General features: G+C 58.8%; 20 protein-coding genes. 13 read left to right on the forward strand and 7 right to left on the reverse strand.

Annotated features, from left to right (window positions below; all coding sequences use genetic code 11):
• Positions 1-212 precede the first annotated feature (212 nt).
• From WKI41_RS11455 to WKI41_RS11510, 12 genes are all read left to right on the forward strand, one after another.
• On the forward strand, positions 213-650 hold the full coding sequence (locus WKI41_RS11455; RefSeq protein ID WP_340193613.1) for a DUF6163 family protein: 438 nt from the start codon (positions 213-215) through the stop codon (positions 648-650).
• A gap of 232 nt (positions 651-882) precedes the next feature.
• Positions 883-1,392, forward strand: coding sequence for a transcriptional regulator LdtR (ldtR, locus tag WKI41_RS11460; RefSeq protein ID WP_186330162.1), 510 nt, complete (start codon positions 883-885; stop codon positions 1,390-1,392).
• Between the two features lie 307 nt (positions 1,393-1,699).
• A complete protein-coding gene (locus WKI41_RS11465; RefSeq protein ID WP_340193614.1) occupies positions 1,700-3,031 on the forward strand; it encodes a L,D-transpeptidase family protein in 1,332 nt (443 codons plus the stop codon).
• Positions 3,032-3,218: 187 nt separating this feature from the next.
• Positions 3,219-4,508 (forward strand): serine hydroxymethyltransferase, encoded by a 1,290-nt coding sequence (glyA, locus tag WKI41_RS11470; protein ID WP_340193615.1) that lies wholly within the window; start codon positions 3,219-3,221, stop codon positions 4,506-4,508.
• A gap of 12 nt (positions 4,509-4,520) precedes the next feature.
• A complete protein-coding gene (nrdR, locus tag WKI41_RS11475) occupies positions 4,521-5,000 on the forward strand; it encodes a transcriptional regulator NrdR (RefSeq protein WP_062423522.1) in 480 nt (159 codons plus the stop codon).
• A 4-nt stretch (positions 5,001-5,004) separates the two neighbouring features.
• On the forward strand, positions 5,005-6,096 hold the full coding sequence (gene ribD, locus WKI41_RS11480; RefSeq protein ID WP_340193617.1) for a bifunctional diaminohydroxyphosphoribosylaminopyrimidine deaminase/5-amino-6-(5-phosphoribosylamino)uracil reductase RibD: 1,092 nt from the start codon (positions 5,005-5,007) through the stop codon (positions 6,094-6,096).
• On the forward strand, positions 6,096-6,707 hold the full coding sequence (locus WKI41_RS11485; RefSeq protein WP_340193618.1) for a riboflavin synthase: 612 nt from the start codon (positions 6,096-6,098) through the stop codon (positions 6,705-6,707). The genes ribD and WKI41_RS11485 overlap by 1 nt, the downstream gene beginning before the upstream one ends.
• Positions 6,708-6,765: 58 nt before the next feature.
• Positions 6,766-7,401 (forward strand): LysE family translocator, encoded by a 636-nt coding sequence (locus WKI41_RS11490; protein WP_340193620.1) that lies wholly within the window; start codon positions 6,766-6,768, stop codon positions 7,399-7,401.
• A 136-nt stretch (positions 7,402-7,537) separates the two neighbouring features.
• Positions 7,538-7,984, forward strand: a complete 447-nt coding sequence (ribH, locus tag WKI41_RS11495; protein WP_296013881.1) for a 6,7-dimethyl-8-ribityllumazine synthase — start codon at positions 7,538-7,540, stop codon at positions 7,982-7,984.
• A 4-nt stretch (positions 7,985-7,988) separates the two neighbouring features.
• Positions 7,989-8,486 (forward strand): transcription antitermination factor NusB, encoded by a 498-nt coding sequence (gene nusB, locus WKI41_RS11500; protein WP_027676188.1) that lies wholly within the window; start codon positions 7,989-7,991, stop codon positions 8,484-8,486.
• 236 nt (positions 8,487-8,722) lie between these two features.
• Positions 8,723-9,943 (forward strand): MFS transporter, encoded by a 1,221-nt coding sequence (locus WKI41_RS11505; RefSeq protein WP_340193621.1) that lies wholly within the window; start codon positions 8,723-8,725, stop codon positions 9,941-9,943.
• Between the two features lie 205 nt (positions 9,944-10,148).
• Positions 10,149-12,287 (forward strand): sodium-translocating pyrophosphatase, encoded by a 2,139-nt coding sequence (locus tag WKI41_RS11510; RefSeq protein WP_340193622.1) that lies wholly within the window; start codon positions 10,149-10,151, stop codon positions 12,285-12,287.
• A 23-nt stretch (positions 12,288-12,310) separates the two neighbouring features.
• Here the strand turns inward: WKI41_RS11510 and WKI41_RS11515 are convergent, their stop codons facing one another.
• The 7 genes from WKI41_RS11515 to WKI41_RS11545 are packed head-to-tail and all read right to left on the reverse strand — an operon-like array spanning position 12,311 to position 19,076.
• On the reverse strand, positions 12,311-13,270 hold the full coding sequence (locus WKI41_RS11515; RefSeq protein ID WP_340193623.1) for a sugar kinase: 960 nt from the start codon (positions 13,268-13,270) through the stop codon (positions 12,311-12,313).
• Between the two features lie 6 nt (positions 13,271-13,276).
• A complete protein-coding gene (locus tag WKI41_RS11520) occupies positions 13,277-14,335 on the reverse strand; it encodes a sn-glycerol-3-phosphate ABC transporter ATP-binding protein UgpC (RefSeq protein WP_340193624.1) in 1,059 nt (352 codons plus the stop codon).
• A gap of 42 nt (positions 14,336-14,377) precedes the next feature.
• Positions 14,378-15,199 carry a carbohydrate ABC transporter permease gene (locus tag WKI41_RS11525; RefSeq protein ID WP_340193626.1) on the reverse strand — a complete coding sequence of 274 codons (822 nt, stop codon included), beginning with the start codon at positions 15,197-15,199 and terminating at the stop codon, positions 14,378-14,380.
• Positions 15,199-16,140, reverse strand: coding sequence for a carbohydrate ABC transporter permease (locus WKI41_RS11530; RefSeq protein ID WP_425341020.1), 942 nt, complete (start codon positions 16,138-16,140; stop codon positions 15,199-15,201). Before WKI41_RS11530 ends, WKI41_RS11525 begins: the two co-directional genes overlap by 1 nt.
• Positions 16,137-17,465: an ABC transporter substrate-binding protein gene (locus WKI41_RS11535; protein WP_340193628.1), complete on the reverse strand. Its 1,329-nt coding sequence runs from the start codon at positions 17,463-17,465 to the stop codon at positions 16,137-16,139. The genes WKI41_RS11530 and WKI41_RS11535 overlap by 4 nt, the downstream gene beginning before the upstream one ends.
• A 54-nt stretch (positions 17,466-17,519) precedes the next feature.
• On the reverse strand, positions 17,520-18,179 hold the full coding sequence (locus WKI41_RS11540) for a GntR family transcriptional regulator (RefSeq protein WP_340193629.1): 660 nt from the start codon (positions 18,177-18,179) through the stop codon (positions 17,520-17,522).
• Positions 18,180-18,191: 12 nt separating this feature from the next.
• Positions 18,192-19,076: a dihydrodipicolinate synthase family protein gene (locus WKI41_RS11545; protein WP_340193630.1), complete on the reverse strand. Its 885-nt coding sequence runs from the start codon at positions 19,074-19,076 to the stop codon at positions 18,192-18,194.
• Between the two features lie 313 nt (positions 19,077-19,389).
• Here WKI41_RS11545 and WKI41_RS11550 point away from each other — a divergent pair, with 313 nt between their 5' ends.
• On the forward strand, positions 19,390-22,098 hold the full coding sequence (locus WKI41_RS11550; RefSeq protein ID WP_340193631.1) for a DNA translocase FtsK: 2,709 nt from the start codon (positions 19,390-19,392) through the stop codon (positions 22,096-22,098).
• Positions 22,099-22,256: the final 158 nt, after the last annotated feature.

Genomic DNA, 22,256 nt, shown 5'->3' on the forward strand with positions numbered 1-22,256 from the left:
AAGGCATACCATAAGAGGAGGGTTATGCGAATGCGACGGTCTGACCCATAGTGAGCCCGAAAGCCCATTGCGCTTTGCGACACGCAGGGTTCACCTTGTTCTGAGGTTTCAGCGCCACGCAAGGACCCCTCTCCCCCCCACCGCTCAAGAGGGTTGTGACCTCGCGCAATTATCCATTGGCAGGAGTTATGCCGGAAACGTATCTTCGCGTCATGGAACCTGATTCTCCACCGCACCCGAAGCTACCGCTGACTGAAATCCTCTATCTCGTCTTTCTTAGACTGGTGGCTGCCTCGTGTTTCTGGTTCGGGCTCCAGTACTGGGCCATGCTGACGGGTTATACGCTGAGCGGCCATGCCCGCTTCGATATGCTCAATCTTCCTTGGCGGGTTGCTGGCACGGGACTGGCGGTCGTCTTTCCCGTCGCAGCTCTCGGATTATGGCTGGGCGTTTCATGGGGCGCCGTCATCTGGGTCATCGGCGCGGGAGCGCAGATTGCCATGTACAAGGTCTGGCCCAATATCTTCGGCAGCAACACGCTTGTCCCCGTCATGCACTGCATCGTGGCAACTGTTTATATACTATTCCAGGTCGCTTTCTGGCTGGATGCGCGCCAAAATGACGAGCGCGCAAGGATTGATTCACCATAAAATTAAAGCTCTTGCGGCGCGATTTTGCCGAAAATTTTTGCCTAACTCATTGATTTAACTACGTACGATAAATCCCCGCCGCGGGGCAGAACCCGCGGCTCCCCGAGTGCTCACATCCGGTAACCACTCGTTAATGATGCATTTTAAGTAGAATTTTATGCGCATTGCTTAGGTTTGCTCTCAAGGCGGGAAACAAAATCAACACCGCCAAACAAACAGTGAGGCAGTCATGATCAATAGCAAAGCAAAGCCACAGGCAGTTGTAACCGACGTACAGGAAGAAGCCATCCGTTCGCTCTATATGGAGTCCCTCCATCTCGTCGAACGCCTGCACCGCCGCCTTCTCGATGTTATCAAGGACGAGTTCGACCGTCAGGGTCGCGATGACGTCAACGCCGTTCAGGCACTTCTCCTCTTCAACATCGGCACCTCCGAACTGACCGCCGGCGAGCTTCGCTCGCGTGGCTACTATCTCGGCTCGAACGTTTCCTACAACGTCAAGAAGCTGGTCGACCTCGGCTTCATCAACCACCAGCGCTCGCGCATCGATCGCCGTTCGGTTCGCATTTCGCTCACCGACAAGGGCCAGGACATCGCCGAAACGGTTGCCCGCCTTTACGAACGCCACATCGGTTCGATCGAAAAGGTCGGCGGCATCGGCACCGGCGAATTCGCCGAAATGAACAAGCTGCTCCAGCGCCTTGATCGCTTCTGGAACGACTCGATCGCATATCGCCTCTAAGGCATAGCAGCACTCAGTTTGCAAAGCCGGATGTGGAAACGCATCCGGCTTGTTGCATTTTTACGCGGGTCACGTTGAAAAGGCTGAGGCGACACAGCTTCGTGAGTAGTGTCAAGGTGACACGAATTGGCCATATTGGTATGGGACCGCCAAAGCGAGGGAGCCGGCGGTCTCTTCTATCATCCTATAATGCGACGGTTTTGATTTCGCATGAAGTATTTCCTGCCGGCAGGCGTCCGAAAACGTTTGTTAATCATGTTGTTCTAGGCATCCATAAGGTTGCCTGACGAAATGGCTGGTAGGTAGAATGACTAAGAAATCCGTGCCCGAATTCCTCTCTCGCCGCGCCATGTTGCGCTCCGCCGTTTCGCTCGGCGCCGTCGCGCTGGCTGCGCCTGCGCTGGCGCAGGATGCATTCAACGATCTCATCGGATCGTCGCGTCGCGGCAATTGGGACGATCAGTTCGATGCGAACTCCTCGCGTTCGGCCGTTGGCGTCGTTTCCAACAACCCGGTTCTTGGTCCTGAGGCGCCAGCCTACATGCAGCAGGCGATCATGCAGTATCAGCAGATCGTTTCCAACGGTGGTTGGCCGGAGGTGCCGCAGAGTCAGCAGCGTCTGCAGATCGGCGTGAACGATCCTTCGGTCCAGGCCCTTCGCCAGCGTCTGATGATCTCGGGCGATCTTCCGCGCGAAGCCGGCATTTCCAGCGCGTTCGATTCCTATGTCGATGGCGCGTTGAAGCGCTTTCAGGCACGCCACGGCCTGCCGGCCGACGGTGTGATTGGCGAATATACGCTGAAGGCGCTGAACGTTTCAGCCCAGCTGCGCATGGCGCAGCTGCAGACCAACCTTATCCGCATTCAGACGATGGCAGGTGATCTTGGTCTTCGTCACGTGATGGTAAACATCCCGGCAGCTTCGATCGAGGCGGTGGAAAACAACCGCGTGGTTCTGCGCAACACGGCTGTTGTCGGTCGCGCCAGCCGCCCGACGCACATCATCAACTCGAAGATTTACGAAATCATCCTCAACCCGTATTGGACGGCGCCGCGCTCGATCGTCGAAAAGGACATCGTTCCGCTGATGCAGAAGGACCCGACCTATCTGGAGCGCAACAACATCCGTCTGTTGGATGGTCGCGGTCAGGAAGTGTCGCCGCAGACAGTGGACTGGTTCGCGCCCAAGGCGCCGAACCTGATGTTCCGTCAGGACCCGGGCAAGAACAACGCCATGTCCTCGACCAAGATCAACTTCCACAACCCGAACAACGAATACATGCACGACACGCCCCAGCAGGGCCTGTTCAACAAGCTGATGCGCTTTGAATCCTCCGGCTGCGTACGCGTGCAGAACGTGCGCGACCTGACGACCTGGATGCTGCGCGACACGCCCGGCTGGTCGCGCCAGGAAATCGAGCGCGTTATCGCCAGCCGCGTCAACACGCCGATCAAGCTCGCGACCGAAATCCCGGTCTACTTCGTCTACATCACTGCTTGGTCGGCCAAGGATGGCGTCGTGCAGTTCCGCGATGACATCTACGGCAATGACGGCAATGCCGAACTGGCGCTGAACACGACGAACACCCAGGAGCAGCCATCCGGCTCGATCGGCGAGGATCTGTTGCCACGCAACTGATCGCTCAGTAAAGAAAACTCGAAAAGCCGCGATCCGATGGACGCGGCTTTTTCTTTGTTGATGTCGCGCATTTTGCATTTTTTACGCGGGACGTCGCAGTTTGACGGTCAAATCTCGCTGCGCTTATTGCTCTTATACGGGTGGGGCGCTAAGACGCCATCGCATTACTGTTTCAGGAGCCTTCATCATGTCGAACACAGATGCCTTCTTCTCCAAGCCGCTTGCCGAAATCGATCCGGATATCTTTGGCGCGATCGAGAAGGAGCTGGGTCGCCAGCGTCACGAGATCGAGCTGATCGCCTCGGAAAACATCGTGTCGCGCGCCGTGCTCGAAGCCCAGGGCTCGATCATGACCAACAAGTACGCTGAAGGCTATCCGGGCAAGCGCTATTACGGCGGTTGCCAGTTCGTCGATATTGCCGAAGAGCTTGCCATCGACCGCGCAAAGAAACTGTTTGGCGTCAACTTTGCCAACGTTCAGCCGAACTCCGGTTCGCAGATGAACCAGGCCGTTTTCCTCGCGCTCTTGCAGCCGGGCGACACCTTCATGGGCCTCGACCTAAATTCGGGAGGTCACTTGACCCACGGCTCGCCGGTCAACATGTCCGGCAAGTGGTTCAACGTCGTGTCTTATGGCGTTCGTGAGGGCGACAACCTGCTCGACATGGACGAAGTGGAGCGCAAGGCCAAGGAAACCAAGCCGAAGCTCATTCTGGCTGGCGGTACGGCCTATTCCCGCGTCTGGGACTGGAAGCGCTTCCGCGAGATCGCTGACGAAGTCGGTGCCTACCTCATGGTCGACATGGCGCACATTGCGGGCCTCGTCGCCGGTGGTCAGCATCCTTCGCCATTCCCGCATGCACATGTGGCAACCACCACCACGCACAAGTCTCTGCGCGGCCCGCGCGGCGGCATGATCCTGACCAATGACGAAGATCTGGCGAAGAAGTTCAACTCGGCCGTCTTCCCTGGTCTTCAGGGCGGCCCGCTGATGCACGTCATCGCAGCCAAGGCCGTGGCGTTTGGTGAAGCGCTGAAGCCGGAATTCAAGGAATACGCAGCCCAGATCGTCAAGAACGCCAAGGCCCTGTCTGAGACGCTCATCGAAGGCGGCGTCGATGTCGTGTCCGGCGGCACGGACAACCACCTGATGCTGGTCGATCTTCGCAAGAAGAACGCCACCGGCAAGCGTGCAGAAGCAGCTCTTGGCCGCGCCTACATCACCTGCAACAAGAACGGCATTCCTTTCGACCCGGAAAAGCCTTTCGTCACCTCCGGTATTCGCCTCGGCACGCCGGCTGGTACGACCCGTGGCTTCAAGGAAGCCGAGTTCCGCGAAATCGGCAAGCTCATTGTCGAAGTTCTCGACGGCCTGAAGGTCGCCAATTCCGACGAAGGCAATGCCGCTGTGGAAGCGACTGTGCGCGAAAAGGTCGTAGCACTGACCGATCGCTTCCCGATGTACCCTTACATGTAAGAAAGCAACTGGATGCGCTGCCCTTTCTGCGGTTCTGAAGACACTCAGGTCAAGGACTCACGTCCGGCGGAGGATAATACCTCCATCCGCCGGCGGCGCATCTGCCCGGATTGCGGCGGCCGCTTCACCACCTATGAGCGGGTGCAGTTGCGCGAACTGATGGTGATCAAGAAAAGCGGTCGCAAGCTGGCATTCGATCGGGAGAAGCTGGTGCGGTCTTTCGAGATCGCGCTTCGCAAGCGCCCGGTCGATCGCGACCGTATCGAGCGAGCCGTGTCGGGCATCGTGCGCCGGCTGGAAAGCTCAGGCGAAACGGAAATCGCTTCGGAAGAAATCGGCCTGCAGGTATTGGAAGCGTTGAAGAGCCTCGACGACGTGGCCTTCGTGCGTTACGCCTCGGTCTATCGCGATTTTTCCCATGCGGAAGATTTCGAAAACGTCATTGCGGAAATCAACGCCAAGATCGCCCGCGATACAGATTCCGGGACCTGACACCGTGGCTTCTCGGGCCGAAGACGAAAAATTCATGGCGCGTGCCATTGAAGTTTCGCGTCGGAACACTGGCTTTACCGATACCAATCCTTCAGTTGGATGCGTTCTCGTCAAGGATGGCGTGATCGTCGCTGAGGCTGTCACATCGGTGGGCGGAAGGCCGCATGCCGAGCGCAAGGCGCTGGACGTTGCCGGTGAAGCGGCGCGTGGCGCTACCGCCTATGTTACGCTCGAACCCTGTGCCCACTGGGGAAAGACGCCGCCCTGCGCCAATGCTTTGGCGCATCATGGCGTGGCCCGTGTCGTCGTTGCCGTGGACGATCCGGATGAGCGCGTCTCAGGTCGTGGTTATCAGGTCTTGCGCGATGCGGGGATTGAGGTTCAGACAGGTGTGCTACGCAGGGAGGGTGAGCGCGCACTTGCCGCCTATCTCACGCGCAAGATCAAGAAGCGCCCTCACGTGATCCTGAAACTTGCCGTATCCGCCGATGGCATGATCGGCCGCAGGGGCGCTGGCCAAGTTGCGATTACCGGGGCGGAAGCGCGCCGGGCCGTGCATGAATTGCGCGCTCGTTGCGACGGCATTCTCGTGGGTATTGGAACGGCTATCGCCGACGATCCCGAACTCAATGTCCGCATTTCGGGCATGGAGCATCATTCCCCCATTCGTTTCGTGCTCGACCGACGACTAGAATTGCCGACCAGCTCGAAGTTGGTGAAGACCGCTCGTGACGTTCCGCTGATCGTCGTTGAGATGCCAGGTGCTGCAAAAGCGCAAGATCTTGCGGAAAGGCGGGCTCAGTTGGCATCGGCAGGCGCCGAAGTCTTGCCGGCGAAAAATCTTGAGGATCTGCTCCTCATACTCGGTGCGCGAGGACTGTCCGAGCTTCTCGTCGAAGGCGGAGCGGTTGCTGCGAAGGCTTTTGTTGATGCCGGTTTGGTGGATCGCATCCTGTTGTTTGAAAGCCCAGTCGTGATAGGTGAGCGCGGTATTGAAACGCCGATCAAGCGCGCCGATATCCCTGACACCTATTCTCTGGTCGCTGAGACTGTCTATGGTCCTGACCGCTGTTTCGATTATGAAAGGCCGCTTTGATGTTTACGGGTATCGTCACCGATGTGGGAACCGTTTCCGAGCTTCACCCGCTGGCTGAAGGCGTGCGTTTGCGTGTGGCGACGAATTACGACCCAAAGACCATCGATATGGGTGCGTCCATTTCCCATGGCGGCGTCTGCCTGACGGTGACAAAACTGCCGGAAGCGGGCAGCAACGAGCGCTGGTATGAGGTTGAAGCTTGGGAAGAAGCGCTTCGCCTGACCACCATCTCCGCTTGGCAAACGGGAACGCGCGTCAATCTCGAGAGAGCTTTGAAAATCGGCGACGAACTCGGCGGTCACATCGTTTCTGGTCATGTCGACGGTAAGGCGGAAATTCTGTCCGTCGAGCCGGAAGGGGAAGCGGTGCGTATCCGCCTGCGCGCACCGGAGCGTCTGGCGAAGTTCGTTGCGCCAAAGGGCTCGGTTGCGCTGGACGGAACCTCGCTCACCGTAAACGCGGTCGAAGGACCGGACTTCGATGTACTGTTGATCCGTCACACGCTCTCTGTGACCACATGGGGTGATCGCAAGGCTGGCGATTTCGTCAATTTCGAAGTCGATACCATGGCGCGTTACGCAGCGCGGCTTGCGGAATTTCCATCAAAGTAGGATGCTTGCTGACGATTGTGATAGCGCTCAGTGAGCGCCAAACTTTGCGGAGCTCACGGTGGCATCTTACGAACTGCTTGCAGCATTCCTGATCACGACGGCTCTATTTGCCTACGTGCCAGGCCCGGCCATGCTCTACACCATCGCCCAGACCATGGCACGGGGTCGCGCTGCCGGCTTGATGGCCGTGCTCGGTATCCACCTTGGATGTTATGTCCATATCATTGCGGCGGCCGCAGGATTGTCCGTGCTGTTTCAGGCGGTGCCGTGGCTCTATCTTGCGGTCAAGTTCGGCGGTGCCTGCTATCTCATCTGGCTTGGCTTCTCCATGCTCAGAGCCCGGCTCAATGACGAAGCAACGGGCAGCGTCACGATTTCTCAGAAGTCTGCAAAGCGGGCCTTCATCGACAGCATTGTCGTTGAGGTGTTGAACCCGAAGACGGCGTTGTTCTTCCTGGCATTCCTGCCACAATTCGTCGATCCGGCCGCGGCGTTTCCGATCTGGCTGCAGTTCCTGATCCTCGGCGTTGCCGTCAACATCATCTTCACCTCGGCGGATTTTGTCGTGGTTCTGGTAGCAGGGCTTGCGGCCGGGCGGTTGAAGCGGTCGGCTTTCGCGCAAGCAATTGCCCGGCGCGGAGCCGGTGCAATTTTGATGGGACTTGGTCTTCATCTTGCCTGGCAGAGAAGCTGATCGGCACCAGGAAAACCGACTGGCGGGGTCGCGCACGCGGCAGCCTTGCATTAAAAATACTTGCCAAGTGCGGCCAGCCATGGTTTGACCGCGCCAAAAGCCGGTATGATCCGGCGCAGATTTTCAGGAAACTCCCATGTCCCAGCCTCATCTTCTCATCGTGGAAGCACGCTTTTATGACGATATGGCCGATGCCCTTCTCGATGGCGCAAAGTTCGCGCTCGAAGAGGCTGGCGCCACCTACGACATCATTACCGTTCCAGGCGCACTGGAAATTCCGGCAGCGATCGCCATGGCGCTCGACGGCGCCGACAATGGTGGCACGGAATATGATGGCTTCGTCGCTCTCGGCATGGTCATTCGCGGCGAGACTTATCACTTCGATATCGTCGCCAACGAATCCTCACGCGCCATCATGGACCTGACGGTCAGCGAGTCGCTTGCGATCGGCAATGGCATTCTGACCGTCGAGAACGACGAACAGGCCTGGGCACGCGTTCGTCGCTCCGACAAGGACAAGGGCGGTTTTGCCGCGCGCGCCGCGTTGACGATGATCGAATTGAAGAAGAAGCTGGGTGGTTGATCGCATGACGAGTGTCGAAAACGGCGCAGAACCGCGTCAGCCATCCATCAAGCCTGTCAACCAGCGTGGCGCAGCCCGCCTCGCAGCGGTGCAGGCGCTCTATCAGATGGATGTCGGCGGTACAGGCGTCATGGAAGTGGTTGCCGAATATGAGGCGCACCGCCTGGGCAAGGAAGTGGATGGCGAGACCTACCTGAAGGCCGATCCGTCCTGGTTCCGTTCCATCGTTTCGGGTGTCGTGCGCGACCAGACCAAAATCGACCCGCTGGTGCGTTCGGCACTTCAGGAAGACTGGCCGCTATCGCGTCTCGATACCACTGTCCGCGCTATTCTGCGCGCTGGTACCTTCGAAATCCTTGAACGTAAGGACGTTCCGGTTGCGGTCATCGTCACCGAATATGTCGAGATTGCCCGCGCGTTTTTCGAAAATGACGAGCCTAAGCTTGTCAACGCGGTGCTGGATCGTATCGCGAAGCAGGTGCGCGGCGAAGCGAAGCGCTGACAGTCCCTCCGATAATCGTCGCTGGTCGCCTGCAAATGGCAATTTTTTCGCGCTTCCGGTGCGCACGTACTTTAAGTACGCTTCGCTCCGGGTTCGAAACACCACTTTCGTTGGACCAGCGCCAATTCTTGGACGGACTGTAAGCCACTTTAGCGGCTTTGATTTCCCGCAAACCCTGACGTACTGCCGCAAGATAGTGTCGCGGCAGACGGTCCGGTTTGGAGGGTGAGGAAGACATGAGCTCGGGAACGGTTGCTGGCCTGGAAGGCCAATTGTCTGAAGCGAAACGCAACGTGTTTCTTCTCACCGCTGCGCAGGCTATCCTTGGCTCCGCCGGGCCATTGAGTTTTTCGGTTGGGGCACTGGCGGGCTATCAGCTTCTCGGTGCCGACAAGTCTTTGGCCACCGCTCCCTTGACCGGCTTCAATGTCGGCGTGGCTTTCGGCGCCGTGGCGGTTGCTCTTGCCGCTCGTTTTCTTGGACGTAAAGCTGGCTTTATCCTTGGAGCACTTCTCTGCTCGACCGGCGGCGCGCTGGCATCCGTTGCACTATTCCGCACGGATTTCTGGCTTTTTGCGCTCGGCCTGATGTTGATCGGTCTTGCCGGCGGCTTTACCCAGAAGATCCGCTTTGCGGCGGCAGACGTTTCGCCATCCTTCTACAAGCCGAAGGCCATTTCCTGGATTCTTGCGGGCGGGGTTGTCTCTGCCATTGTCGGGCCTCAGCTTGCCATCTTCGGCAAGGATGTCTTTGCTCCGGTCACCTTTGCCGGCACCTTCGTTGCCCTCATCCCGCTTGGTCTTCTGGCCGCTGGGATTTTGTGCTTTCTCAAGCTTCCGGAGTTGAAACAGACGGTTGCGAGCGCACCTGCAAGGCCGCTCCTCGAAATCATCGCGACGCGCCGCTTCATCACCGGCATGATCTGCGGGATCGGTTCCTATGCGTTGATGACCTTCATGATGACAGGGGCGCCGCTTGCCATGGTGATCGGCTGCGGCTTTCCAAGCGAGCTGGCCACCCTTGGCATCCAATGGCACGTGCTCGCCATGTTCGGGCCGAGCTTTTTCACCGGTGTCCTGATCACCCGCTTTGGGGCGGAAAAGGTTGTGGCAGCCGGTCTCGTCATCCTGATGGCCTGCGCCGTCGTCGCGCATATGGGTGTTGAGCTCTGGAATTTCTGGCTGGCGCTCATCCTGCTTGGGGCAGGCTGGAATTTCGGATTTATCGGCGCAACCTCGATCGTATCCTCCAGCTACCGTCCACATGAAGCGGACAAGGTGCAGGGTTTTCACGATATCGTCCTCTTCGGCACGGTAGCGCTTTCGTCCTTCTCGTCAGGCCAGGTTTTCACCGCCTGGGGCTGGTCGGTGATGAACCTTGTTATCTGGCCCGTTGCTGGTCTTTGCCTCATCCTCGTGCTGACATTGATTTTCAGTCGGGCGCAAAAAGCCGTCTGAATCAGAACCATAAGCACCTCAGCGCCATCTTCACACTTGACGCGACGCCTCGACGCAACGCAATCTCCCAACCGCAAGCCAGTGTTCCCGGGGAGGGGAACGAGTGGCTCAATCCTGGTGTTAGGCGTTCTGCGCCTCACGCCCCGCATGTGGTTTCGCCCGCCGGGGAGATGTGACGAACCGGCACAATGGGAGGTAAGTGCGAATGACCGTCATTGCATTGGTAATTTTATGCGGTGCCCTTTCGATCGCTTATGCGATTTGGGCAACGAAAAGCGTTCTGGATGCCGATCAAGGCAATGAGCGCATGCGTGAAATAGCAGGCTATATCCGCGAGGGGGCGCAGGCCTATCTCGCTCGTCAATATCTAACCATCGCAATCGTCGGTATCATCGTTACCATCGCCGCGTGGGTTCTTCTCTCTCCGGAAGCCGCAGTCGGTTTCGTCATTGGCGCCGTTTTGTCCGGTGCTGCCGGTTTCGTCGGCATGCATGTCTCGGTTCGCGCCAATCTTCGTACGGCGCAAGCCGCATCCCACAGCCTCGCGGCCGGTCTCAATATCGCATTCAAATCCGGCGCCATTACCGGCATGCTCGTGGCTGGCTTGGCGCTGCTTGGCGTCTCCATCTATTATTTCATCCTGACCTCGGTGCTCGGCCATGCGACGGGCTCGCGTGAGGTAATCGATGCGCTGGTGTCGCTCGGCTTCGGCGCGTCGCTGATCTCGATCTTTGCCCGTCTTGGCGGCGGCATCTTCACCAAGGGCGCAGACGTTGGTGGCGACCTTGTCGGCAAGGTCGAGGCTGGCATCCCTGAAGACGATCCGCGCAATCCGGCCACCATTGCCGACAACGTCGGCGATAATGTCGGCGACTGCGCAGGCATGGCCGCTGACCTCTTCGAGACCTACGCGGTCTCCGTTGTCGCGACGATGGTTCTGGCGGCGATCTTCTTTGCCGGTGCGCCGGTATTGGAAAGCGCCATGCTCTACCCACTGGCAATCTGCGGCGTCTGCATCCTGACATCGATTGCCGGCACCTTCTTCGTCAAGCTCGGTACCAACAATTCGATCATGGGCGCGCTCTATAAGGGTCTGATTGCGACGGGTATCTTCTCAGTCGCAGGACTTGCGGTCGCAACCTCACTGACCGTCGGTTGGGGTTCGATCGGCACCGTTGCCGGCGTCGATATCACCGGCACCAACCTGTTCTTCTGCGGCCTCCTCGGCCTGTTGGTGACGGCATTGATCGTGGTGATCACCGAATACTACACCGGCACGAACAAGCGCCCGGTCAACTCCATCGCTCAAGCCTCCGTCACCGGCCACGGTACCAACGTCATCCAGGGCCTTGCGGTCTCGCTTGAATCGACAGCACTTCCCGCCATCGTCATCGTGGGCGGCATCATCTCGACCTACCAGTTGGCGGGCCTCTTCGGAACGGGCATTGCGGTGACAGCCATGCTCGGTCTTGCAGGTATGATAGTAGCACTCGACGCCTTCGGCCCGGTGACGGACAATGCCGGTGGCATTGCCGAAATGGCGGGTCTCGATCCAGATGTGCGCAAGGCGACTGACGCGCTGGATGCAGTTGGCAACACCACCAAGGCCGTTACCAAAGGCTACGCGATCGGTTCTGCTGGACTTGGCGCCCTTGTTCTGTTTGCGGCCTATGCCAACGACCTGTCTTACTTCGCGGCGAACGGCGCGACCTACCCCTACTTCCAGGATGTCGGGGAAATCTCCTTCAGCCTGTCAAACCCTTACGTGGTTGCAGGTCTGTTGTTTGGCGGTCTGATCCCATACCTCTTCGGCGGCATCGCCATGACCGCTGTCGGCAAGGCCGCAGGCGCCATCGTGGAGGAGGTTCGTCGCCAATTCCGCGAAAAGCCCGGCATCATGCAGGGCACGGAAAAGCCGGATTACGGCAAGGCCGTGGATTTGCTGACCAAAGCCGCCATTCGCGAAATGATCATCCCGTCGCTGTTGCCGGTTCTGGCACCAATCGTCGTCTATTTCGGCGTGCTGTTGATCTCCGGATCCAAGGCTTCGGCCTTCGCAGCCCTTGGCGCCTCACTGCTCGGCGTGATCATCAACGGCCTCTTCGTCGCGATCTCCATGACATCCGGTGGCGGCGCGTGGGACAATGCCAAGAAGAGCTTTGAAGACGGCTTCGTCGACAAGGATGGCGTGCGCCATGTCAAAGGTTCGGATGCTCACAAGGCGTCGGTGACCGGCGACACGGTGGGCGATCCTTACAAGGATACAGCGGGTCCGGCGGTCAATCCCGCCATCAAGATCACCAATATCGTGGCGCTTCTGCTGCTGGCGATCCTGGCCGGCTGATCCAAATAGTAACAGGCCGCTCTTCAGCTTTGAGGGGCGGTCTCTGCCAGCCAAGCGGCCATGGCCACTTCGGCTTCTGCGCGCGTCGGTGTGCCCGTCCTTCCACCGAAAATCTGGCATTTCAGTGCGGCCGCGACGGATGACAGCTGGATGGCTGCACGGCTTTCCATCCCTTCTGCGATAGCCAACGCAAATGTTCCATGAAACACATCGCCGGCAGCAAGCGTATCGACAGCTTCGACCGCCATTGTCGACTGAAAAAGGACGGTAGCGTCCCCGACTTCCGTCCAGTAGCAGCCTGAAGGCCCAGCGGTAACGGCGATGAAGGTCTGCGGGTAGCGCGCATGCAAGACCGGCACCATGGCCGATACGTCAGAAAGGCCGGTCAGCCGTTGCGCGGCGGGTTCGGAAAAGATGATGTGGCTTGCGGCAGGGGCGAGCCGTTCCAAAGTCTCCACCGGCGCAACATCACCGTCCAGAATCGCATGTTTGCCAAGTTGGCGCGCAACACTTAGCACATCGAGCGCCAAATCAGGCCAGCGCACGTCCACCAGAACGGCATCAAACGGCGCAAGATCTGCCGGTGTGCAGGAGCGCTTGTTCTCATGAAGCCTGTGGTCGTAGAAGGGAACGATCAAACGCTCGCCTTCGTCATCGATCAGGATTGTGGAGAGTGCAGAACGCGCACCCGCAGCAATTGTCATGCCGGACGTATCGATGCCGCTTTCGGATAGGTCGCGCAGAATGCGGACGCCGGTTTCGTCATCGCCGACAGCGCTCCATAGGCTTGCTCGTCCACCCATGCGGTGGACGGTGTAGGCGGCGCTCGATGCCATGCCTTCGGCGATCTGCAACATCTCGTAGGGCAACACTTTGCCTTGGCCGCTCGGCATGTCGTGCACGCGAAACAGGGTATCCAGCACCGCCGCTCCGACGCACAGTACATGGCGGCCGTGGTTCTCTTGGTGTGTCTCGCTTTGCATCGATGCTCAGATTCGCTTGCCGGTTTCCTTGTCGAACAGGTGCACCGAAGCGGGGTCGATGGCAATACGAACGGTGTCGCCAAAGCGGATATCCAGTCGCTCGCGGAAGAGGCAGGCGATCTCTTCGCCATTGCAATTGAGCTTGGCGTAGATTTCCGAGCCGGTGCCTTCCACCAATTCGACGCGTCCTTCGATCCCGGTTTCCGACGCGCGGATATGTTCGGGGCGAATACCGTAAACCAGGTCACGCCCGCCGAGCGCTGCGGGATTTGCTGTTGGCGGAAGAGGCAGCGTCACGCCCTTGGTGGTGCGGAAGACGCCTTCTTCGACACGACCGCGAATGAAGTTCATGGCAGGCGAGCCGATGAAGCCGGCAACGAAGAGATTGGCTGGGCGGTCGTAGAGTTCGAGCGGCGCCCCGATCTGCTCGATGATGCCGTCGTGAAGCACCACGATCTTGTCGGCCATGGTCATGGCTTCCACCTGATCGTGCGTCACGTAGATGGTGGTCGTGCCAATGCGCTGATGCATGGACTTGATTTCGCCGCGCATCTGCACGCGCAACTTGGCATCAAGGTTGGAGAGGGGTTCGTCAAACAGGAACACCTGTGGATCGCGCACCAAAGCGCGGCCCATGGCAACACGCTGGCGCTGACCGCCGGAGAGCTGTCGCGGGTAGCGATCGAGCAGCTTCTCCAAGCCGAGAATGCCAGCCGCCTTGTCCACCTTCGCCTTTGTCACGGCGGCATCGACCTTCTTGAGCTTCAAGGCGAAGCCCATATTCTCGGCGACGGTCATATGCGGATAGAGCGCGTAGTTCTGGAAGACCATGGCGATATCGCGGTCACGGGCCGGAAGGTGGCTGACTTCGCGCGCACCGATATGGATTTCGCCATCGCTGAGTTCTTCCAGGCCCGCAATCATGCGCAGCAGGGTGGACTTGCCGCAGCCGGATGGGCCGACCAGCACGACGAATTCTCCGTCACGAATATCGATATCGATACCGTGGATGACATTGACGGCGCCGAAGCGCTTCTGAACATTCTGAATATTGACGGGTGCCATGATGATTATCCTGTAATGAAATTCGTTCCAGCGACCTGTCGATCAGCCGCCCTTGACGGCGCCTGCTGTGAGGCCAGCGACGATCTGCTTTTGGGCGAACATGGTGAGCAACAGAACCGGCAGCGTGACGATCAGTGCTGCGGCGGCCAGCGGACCCCAGCTGACCTGCTCGAAGGACAGCATGTTGTAGACCGCAACTGGAAGCGTTCGTGTTTCGCGACTGGCAAGCACGATGCCGAAGACGAAGTTGTTCCATGAGAAGATGACGGCGAGGATGAAGGACACGACGATGCCGGGCTTGGCGATCGGCAATGCGACGAGGCGGAACACCTGCCAGGAAGACGCGCCATCGATGCTTGCCGCCTCTTCCAACTCCTTCGGTGTCGTTTCGAAGTAGCCGATCATGATCCAGACGACGATCGGAACAGTCACCACCAGATGGATGATGATCTGCGGCCACAGTGTCCCCAGCAGGTTCAGCCATTGAAACAGCAAAAACAACGGGATCAAGAAGGAGAGGCCGGGCGTCATACGAGCGATCATGATGACGATCGCGGCTTTTTCCGCCTTCAGCCGTGCAATGCCGTAGCCTGCCGGAACGCCGATCACCAGCGCAAGGATGGTGGCGGCGCCCGTGACCAGCACGGAATTCCAGAAGTAGAGGAAGAAGTTGTTTTCCTCGAACACCTTCACATAGTTCGACCAGGCGAAGCGCTCTGGGATCAGGATCGGCGGATAGGCCCCGTTATCGATTTCGAATTTCAACGAGAGCGAAATCATCCAGAGGAAAAACAGGATGACGGGCGAAATCATCACCAGCGCGATGAAGAACAGGCCGACGCGGTCTAGGGTTTTGCGGGACATCAGCGATCCTCCATCTCGTTCCACTGGGTACGCGCACGAACCATCAGCAGGACGAAGGAGAGCGCGATGATGACGATGAAGAAGACGACGGCCATGGCCGAGGCATAACCGATGTCGTAATAGGCAAAGGCGGTATTGTAGAGGTAGATATTGATCGTCTCCGACGCCGTGCCGGGTCCCCCTTGCGTCATCGCATAGATGATGTCGAAGCTCTTTACGGCATCAATGGAGCGGATAATGACGGCGATCATCAGGAACGGCGCGATCATCGGCATGGTGAGGTAGCGGAATTTCTGCCAGGCATTGGCGCCGTCAATTTCCGCACTCTCGTAGGGTTCACGCGGCACGGCTGCCAAACCACCCAGAACAATCAGCATGACAAGCGGCGTCCACTGCCATGTTTCAACAAGGACCAGCGAAGGTATGACCGTGGACTGATTGTAGATCCATTCCAGCGGACCGATGCCGATGAAGGAGAGGAGATAGTTCAGTACGCCGAGCTGCGGGTGAAACATCATGGTCCAGACGAGCGCGATGGCGACCGGGGTCGCCATCATCGGCATGACGAAGACGCCGCGAAGAAATCCGCGCAGCGGGAACTGCGCATCGAACACAAGGGCAGCCAAGGTGCCGAGGAACAGCGGCGCGACAACCGAGAGTACCGTATAGACCAGCGTGTGCCAGAGCGATTCCCAGAACCGCGCGTCACTTGCCAAGCGGATGTAGTTGTCGAAGCCGATGAAACTCTGCTCTTGCCCGAGCGTCCAGCGTTGCGCGCTCATCCACAGGGTAAAGACCCAGGGGAAGACGATCACAGCGCCAATGACGACGAGAGCCGGAATGACGAAAGGCCAGTAGTTGGGAGCAAGCCGTGGCGGCTTGCTCCTCTGTGCGGCCTTCGTCACCGCTGCATTGTGTTCTATGCTGACAGACACCTTTATCCCTCGCTGCGTGCCAGAACAGGTGCAAACTGTTCGGTCGCCTTCTTGAGTTCAGCGGCCGGATCTGCGCCGCCGATCATGTTGGTGAGACCGACGCCATAGATATCGCGGAACTCGGTCACCGGAATGATGACCGGCAGTGCGAGCTTCGACACCTTGCCGGAACCAACCACGGCATCCAGCCACTCGGCTGGCATCTTGACGCCCTCACGCACCTTCGCATCCTCCAGAATGGATTGGCGGAACGGAACGCCGGCACCTGCCTGCAGAAGGCGTGCGCCCATGTCGTGCGAGATCGCCCACTGGCAGAAGAGGTAGGCTGCTTCCTTCTTGGTGCTGGCTTCGACGACACCGAGACCATCGCCGAATGTGCCTGCAGCCTGCGCGGCCGGACCCTTAGGCATCACGCCGTAGCCGGTCTTGCCGACCACGCGGGACTTTTCAGGGTTTTCGATCGGCGGTGCGAAGCCGACGCCATCAAGCCACATGCCGATCTTGCCCTGGAGGAAGGCAGACTGCGCTTCAGCCCAGTTGAAGCCAGAAACACCGGGAGGTGCCGCCTTGGTCATCAGGCGCTGATAGAGCTTGGCCGCTTCCACTGCTTCCTTGGATTCGGTGTTGAGCTTTCCGTCGGTGATCGGCTCGCCGCCGTAGCCGAGCATCAGGGTGGTCCAGACCGGAGTGTTGGCGTTCTTCAGGCCGCGTGCGACGAAACCATAGGTGTTGGTCGATGGATCGGTAATCGCTTCTGCGGCGGCAACCAGTTCGTCGAAAGTCTGAGGATATTTCAGGCCCTTGGCTTCGAACAGGTCCTTGTTCCAGTAAAGGATCCAGTAATCCACCGAGAAGGGGAGCGAACGCAGAACGCCGTCGCTGTCCTTGGCAAACTGCATCCCAGCCGCGGCAAAATCGCTTTCCACCAGCGAAGGATCGGTCAGCGAAGGGTCCTTCATGAAGCCGCTGATATCGGCGAGCCACTTGCCCTTTTCGAACTGGCGCTTCTGAACGTGGTAGCTCAGGTGAACGACATCGAAGCTCGGCTTGCCGGAGGACAGTTCGATGACCACCTTCTGGCGCTGCTGCTGTTCCGGCGTTGCCTCGGCATTGACCTTGATGCCTGTCAGTTCTTCGAATTCCTTGATGTATTTCAGAAGCGTTTCGCTGCGCGGGCTCTTGACCAAGTTGACCTCAAGCGTCGTGCCAGCATGCTTCTTCCAGTCCACCGCTGCAGATGCAGTGCGCACCCCGAACATGGCGGCGCCACCGAGCGCGGCCGTGCCGGCCAGGAAGGCGCGGCGTGTTGGGCTCATAATTGAATGTGTCATGAAGTTCCTCCTCTTATTCGCCGGGATCTCCTCATCCAGGCGTATGGTGATTTGTTAAACAGCGAGTGCTCTGTCCCTCGCGCTACGAATATGGGCAACCAGTCTCTCGACCGCCTCATCGACATCGCGTCGTTGAATGGCCTCGATGATGGCAAGGTGTTCGGCCATGACCGATTTGACATGACCGGCGATGCGAAAGCGCTCCTGGTTGATCAGGCGCATCTTGATCGAATTGACGCGATAGGCATTCGAGATGATCGAGTTACCAAGCGCGTCGATAAAGGCATCATGCATGCCCCAGTCCACGGCCTGGGCTCGGGCATCGAGTTCCGGAGAGCCTTTGCCGTGATTGGCAAGCTCGGCGATCTCGCGATGGTCGTTCAACATCACCGCAATCACGTCATCAGAGGCGGTGCGGGTGAAATTCGCTACCGCTTCCTTTTCCAGCAATATGCGGAACTGGAAGGCTTCGCGGATCAGATTGATATCGATATGGGCGACCTGGAGACCACGCTGCGGTACAGTCTTGATCAGCCCCTCTGCCTCAAGCCGCGGGATCGCCTCGCGGATCGCGCCGAGAGGCAGGCCGGTCATTTCGACGAGCCGGCGCTGGGAAATGAATTGACCTGGCCTAACGTCGCGCGCGAGAAGATGGTGCGTAAAACTTTCATACGCCTTCTCTCGCAACGTCGTCTGTTCGGCCACATCGTCCATTCGTTACGCCTTTCAAGCCGCCTGTTTGCTGAACAGCGAACCGAATGCCGCTTCGATCTTTTTACGATCTTCGGCGGAAATGGAAACCAGGGGCGGACGGACGGCGTGCCAGATCGTCTCGCCGGTTACGTGCGACACGAGCACCTTCACCGCCGGTGTTACTGGGAACTTAAGCAGTTCGACGACGAGATCCTGAACGCGTTTGTCATCCTTGCCGTCCACCGCCATGGCGCGGATTTCCGCAGGTAGGAAGTTGGCGCAGCCGGAGATTGCGCCCTGGCCACCCATGCGAACGCCTTGTGCCAGATGACGCTCGTCACCGATCAGAATGATCAGATCGCCATGCTCTTTAAGAAGCCTTTCGGTATGCGGCCAGTTGCCGGAGGAATCCTTGACGCCGACGACGATGCCCGGAAAAGCCTGCTTGAGGCGGCCGACCAGTTCAACGGAAAGAGTCACCATCGTCACCGATGGAATGTTGTAGACGAGGATGTCGCGCGCGCTCGATCCGATCTGCGAGAACACGGATGCGAACCAGTCGAACAGACCGTCATCGCTGACATTCTTGAAATAGGAAGGCGGCGCGAGGAGAATGTTGCGCACGCCCGCGTCTAGGGCAGCGAAGGCCTGGTCGGCGGCATCCTGCGCCGAGTCCACCAGAACGCCGACCACGATCCTGTTCGGCGCAATACCGGCACTGAGGCAGGATGCCAGAATGTCGGCGCGCTCGCGGGCGCCGATGGAACTCCCTTCACCGGTGGTGCCAAAGAGGGTGATGCTGTCGCAACCCGACGACAACGCGCGCTCGGCCTGCTTGATCATCGCATCGATGGCAATCGTTCCATCCTGCATAAAAGGTGTCGTCAACGCTGCCGAGAGGCCGAATTTACCAGTCACGTCCATGCTCCTCCAAAACTGATGAAAACGTGATAGGACATTAACATGTCAGTTGTAAAGTCACTGGTGTTCAGTTTGTTGTTATGGTGCAAAATGATGGCGGGATAAGGTGGTCGGTTAAGTGGCACTATAGAAGGTGGCGAAAAACGCGGCTTAGGGGAATGAAAAAAGTCGTGAGCGAAAAGCCCTGGATTGGCGTGGCATGGTCGCCACAGCCAGCTTTAACTCTGTTGAAATTCGCGCGTCGGGCCGCTTTAGCAATAGGTGGTTAACCTTTATTTTTTATCTCAGTTGCTGTGCCAATTGTCCGTTTATGATGAGTGTACAGGCTGTCATGCGTTTTCCCCGATCCAATTTTAATAATCCAGGCAATGCGATAGAGGGGGGAGAAGCTGAATCGGCAGACAACATGGTTCAGCATCCTCAAATCCCGGCCGCACCAGTGCAAAGCTTAACGAGAGCCGAGCACGCCGCAGTGGGTCGTAACGCCGATCAGATCGCCGCCAACGCGATTGAGGGCCGCCCGGATATGCCCGGCTGGCAGAACGCTTTTACTCTGGGCCCGAATGTGCGCTTTTCCCGCACGCCGCAGACCATCTTCGCAAAGAGGAATGCTGCGGGTGAAGAGGTCGCGGTAGATCAGACCGGTGTAGAGTCTCCTGCGGCTCAAGATGCCGCTACGACATCGACTGTGCCGCAGCCAGCACCGGTAGAGCGTCGCATCGCAAAGCCTGCGGTCCTGCCGCAGCCGCCAGGCGCTACAGGTGCCAGGGCATTGAGTTATCGCCTGCGCCGCGAACTGGCATTGCGCCAGCAGCAGGAGCTGTTGCAGCAGGCTGAAGCTGGTACGTCTGCTGACGTTCCGGCTCAGCCCGTCGCTGATGAAGTACCGCAAGACACTCTCGTTCGTGAAGACATCGATATCGCTTGCTTCCCGGCCGAGCCACATCAGAAGCCCATGCTGGACGTGCCATCCTTTGCCGCCTACCTTTCCGACGACATGTTCTGGGAGGCGATGAATCTCGACGTCGAGGGCACGATCGCGCCGGAACGTCAGCCCATGCGCCTGTCTGAACTGGCGAGGCTGAAGGCGCAGCGCCTGGCGGCGGCAAAATCTGCGACGATTCCCCAGCAGCCGGCTTCCACCAATGTTCCGCTTCTGCGCCAGCCCCGCGCGGTCGAGCCTGTGGTCATTTCCCAGCCGCCGCGACCGAGCCTCCCCATCATGCCGACAACTTCCGACCTGAATGGATCGGCTGTCGCGCTTTATCGCGAGGTGGGTGTTCGCAGCTATCAATCTGCTCAAGCCGAGCCTGCAGAACTCGTCGAGCCAGCCCCGGTCGAGCAGGATGTGCCTGCCGTCGAGACTGTTGAGCCGGTTGCTGTCGAGATGCCGGCTCCACGTCGCGAGGCTCGTACCGTTGCTCGCAACAACCAGCCGATGTTCCTCGACGCGCCAGTCTTCGGCGAAGGCGAGTATGAGTATCCGCCGATCGACCTTCTCCAGCCGCCACAGGTACAGCAGACGACGACCATGACGCCGGAAGCGCTGGAGCAGAGCGCGGGGCTTCTGGAAAGCGTGCTGGAAGATTTCGGTATCAAGGGCGAGATCATCGATGTACGCCCAGGCCCGGTTGTGACGCTTTACGAGTTCGAGCCAGCGCCAGGCGTCAAGTCGTCGCGCGTCATCGGTCTGTCGGATGATATTGCCCGCTCCATGTCGGCGCTGTCCGCGCGCGTCGCGGTCATTCCTGGCCGCAACGTCATCGGCATCGAGTTGCCCAATCCGGTGCGCGAGACGGTCTATTTCCGCGAACTGATCGAATCCCACGATTACGCCGATACGCGGATGAACCTCGCGCTCTGCCTCGGCAAAACCATTGGTGGCGAGCCGGTGGTGGCGGAGCTTGCCAAGATGCCCCATCTTCTGGTGGCCGGCACCACGGGTTCTGGCAAGTCGGTTGCAATCAACACCATGATCCTGTCGCTGCTCTACCGGTTGAAGCCGGAAGAATGCCGCCTGATCATGGTCGATCCTAAGATGCTCGAGCTCTCCGTCTATGACGGCATTCCGCATCTCCTCACCCCCGTCGTCACAGACCCGAAGAAGGCCGTCATGGCGCTGAAATGGGCGGTGCGCGAGATGGAAGATCGCTATCGCAAGATGTCACGCCTCGGCGTTCGCAACATCGACGGTTACAATGCTCGCGCTGCCGCAGCCCGCGCCAAGGGCGAAACCGTGATGTGCAACATCCAGACCGGTTTCGACCGTGCAACGGGCGAAGCTGTCTACGAGCAGGAGGAGATGGACCTCACGGCCATGCCTTACATCGTCGTCATCGTCGACGAGATGGCCGACCTGATGATGGTAGCCGGCAAGGAAATCGAAGGCGCGATCCAGCGCCTGGCGCAGATGGCGCGCGCGGCCGGTATCCACCTGATCATGGCAACCCAGCGTCCGTCGGTCGATGTCATCACCGGCACGATCAAGGCCAACTTCCCGACGCGCATCTCCTTCCAGGTGACGTCGAAAATCGACAGCCGCACCATTCTGGGCGAGCAGGGTGCCGAGCACCTTCTTGGCCAGGGGGATATGCTGCACATGATGGGCGGCGGACGCATCGCCCGTGTTCATGGACCCTTCGTCTCCGACGAGGAAGTCGAAAAGGTTGTGGCGCATCTGAAGACGCAAGGCCGCCCCGAGTATCTAGGAACGGTGACCGAAGATGCCGATGAGGCAGATGAGGGCGAGGAAGAGGACAGCGCGGTCTTCGACAAGACTGCCATGGCTGAGGACGATACGGCCGATCTTTATGAGAAGGCGGTGAAGGTGGTGCTGCGCGACAAGAAGTGCTCGACGTCCTACATTCAGCGCCGCCTGTCAATCGGATACAACCGTGCCGCATCGCTCGTGGAGCGTATGGAACAGGAGGGCATCGTCGGCCCAGCCAATCATGTCGGCAAGCGCTCCATCATCATTGGTGAGCGTGACGCTCACGAGGTTCCAGGTGCTGGCGACTGAAGGTTGGTCGCGACTGTAGCGGATTGAAGAAAAGAAGGCCGGCTGCCCTGACAGGTAGCCGGCCTTCTTGTCTTATTCGGCCTCGCGTACCCTGGTGGACTGGAAGACGATAGATGTCGCTATGACGAAGCGGATAATGATGGTCTCGTAGCAAACCG

Origin of the sequence: Agrobacterium larrymoorei (assembly GCF_037722385.1) — a bacterium.
GTDB classification, from domain to species: Bacteria; Pseudomonadota; Alphaproteobacteria; order Rhizobiales; family Rhizobiaceae; genus Agrobacterium; species Agrobacterium larrymoorei_C.

Bases quoted from the DNA above. Each gene is read 5' to 3' on its own strand.
- WKI41_RS11455 (WP_340193613.1), top strand. From the start codon at position 213: ATGGAACCTGATTCTCCACCGCACCCGAAGCTACCGCTGACTGAAATC.
- WKI41_RS11465 (WP_340193614.1), top strand. From the start codon at position 1,700: ATGACTAAGAAATCCGTGCCCGAATTCCTCTCTCGCCGCGCCATGTTG.
- glyA (WP_340193615.1), top strand. From the start codon at position 3,219: ATGTCGAACACAGATGCCTTCTTCTCCAAGCCGCTTGCCGAAATCGAT.
- nrdR (WP_062423522.1), top strand. From the start codon at position 4,521: ATGCGCTGCCCTTTCTGCGGTTCTGAAGACACTCAGGTCAAGGACTCA.
- WKI41_RS11485 (WP_340193618.1), top strand. From the start codon at position 6,096: ATGTTTACGGGTATCGTCACCGATGTGGGAACCGTTTCCGAGCTTCAC.
- ribH (WP_296013881.1), top strand. From the start codon at position 7,538: ATGTCCCAGCCTCATCTTCTCATCGTGGAAGCACGCTTTTATGACGAT.
- nusB (WP_027676188.1), top strand. From the start codon at position 7,989: ATGACGAGTGTCGAAAACGGCGCAGAACCGCGTCAGCCATCCATCAAG.
- WKI41_RS11505 (WP_340193621.1), top strand. From the start codon at position 8,723: ATGAGCTCGGGAACGGTTGCTGGCCTGGAAGGCCAATTGTCTGAAGCG.
- WKI41_RS11510 (WP_340193622.1), top strand. From the start codon at position 10,149: ATGACCGTCATTGCATTGGTAATTTTATGCGGTGCCCTTTCGATCGCT.
- WKI41_RS11515 (WP_340193623.1), bottom strand. From the start codon at position 13,270: ATGCAAAGCGAGACACACCAAGAGAACCACGGCCGCCATGTACTGTGC.
- WKI41_RS11520 (WP_340193624.1), bottom strand. From the start codon at position 14,335: ATGGCACCCGTCAATATTCAGAATGTTCAGAAGCGCTTCGGCGCCGTC.
- WKI41_RS11525 (WP_340193626.1), bottom strand. From the start codon at position 15,199: ATGTCCCGCAAAACCCTAGACCGCGTCGGCCTGTTCTTCATCGCGCTG.
- WKI41_RS11535 (WP_340193628.1), bottom strand. From the start codon at position 17,465: ATGACACATTCAATTATGAGCCCAACACGCCGCGCCTTCCTGGCCGGC.
- WKI41_RS11540 (WP_340193629.1), bottom strand. From the start codon at position 18,179: ATGGACGATGTGGCCGAACAGACGACGTTGCGAGAGAAGGCGTATGAA.
- WKI41_RS11550 (WP_340193631.1), top strand. From the start codon at position 19,390: ATGATGAGTGTACAGGCTGTCATGCGTTTTCCCCGATCCAATTTTAAT.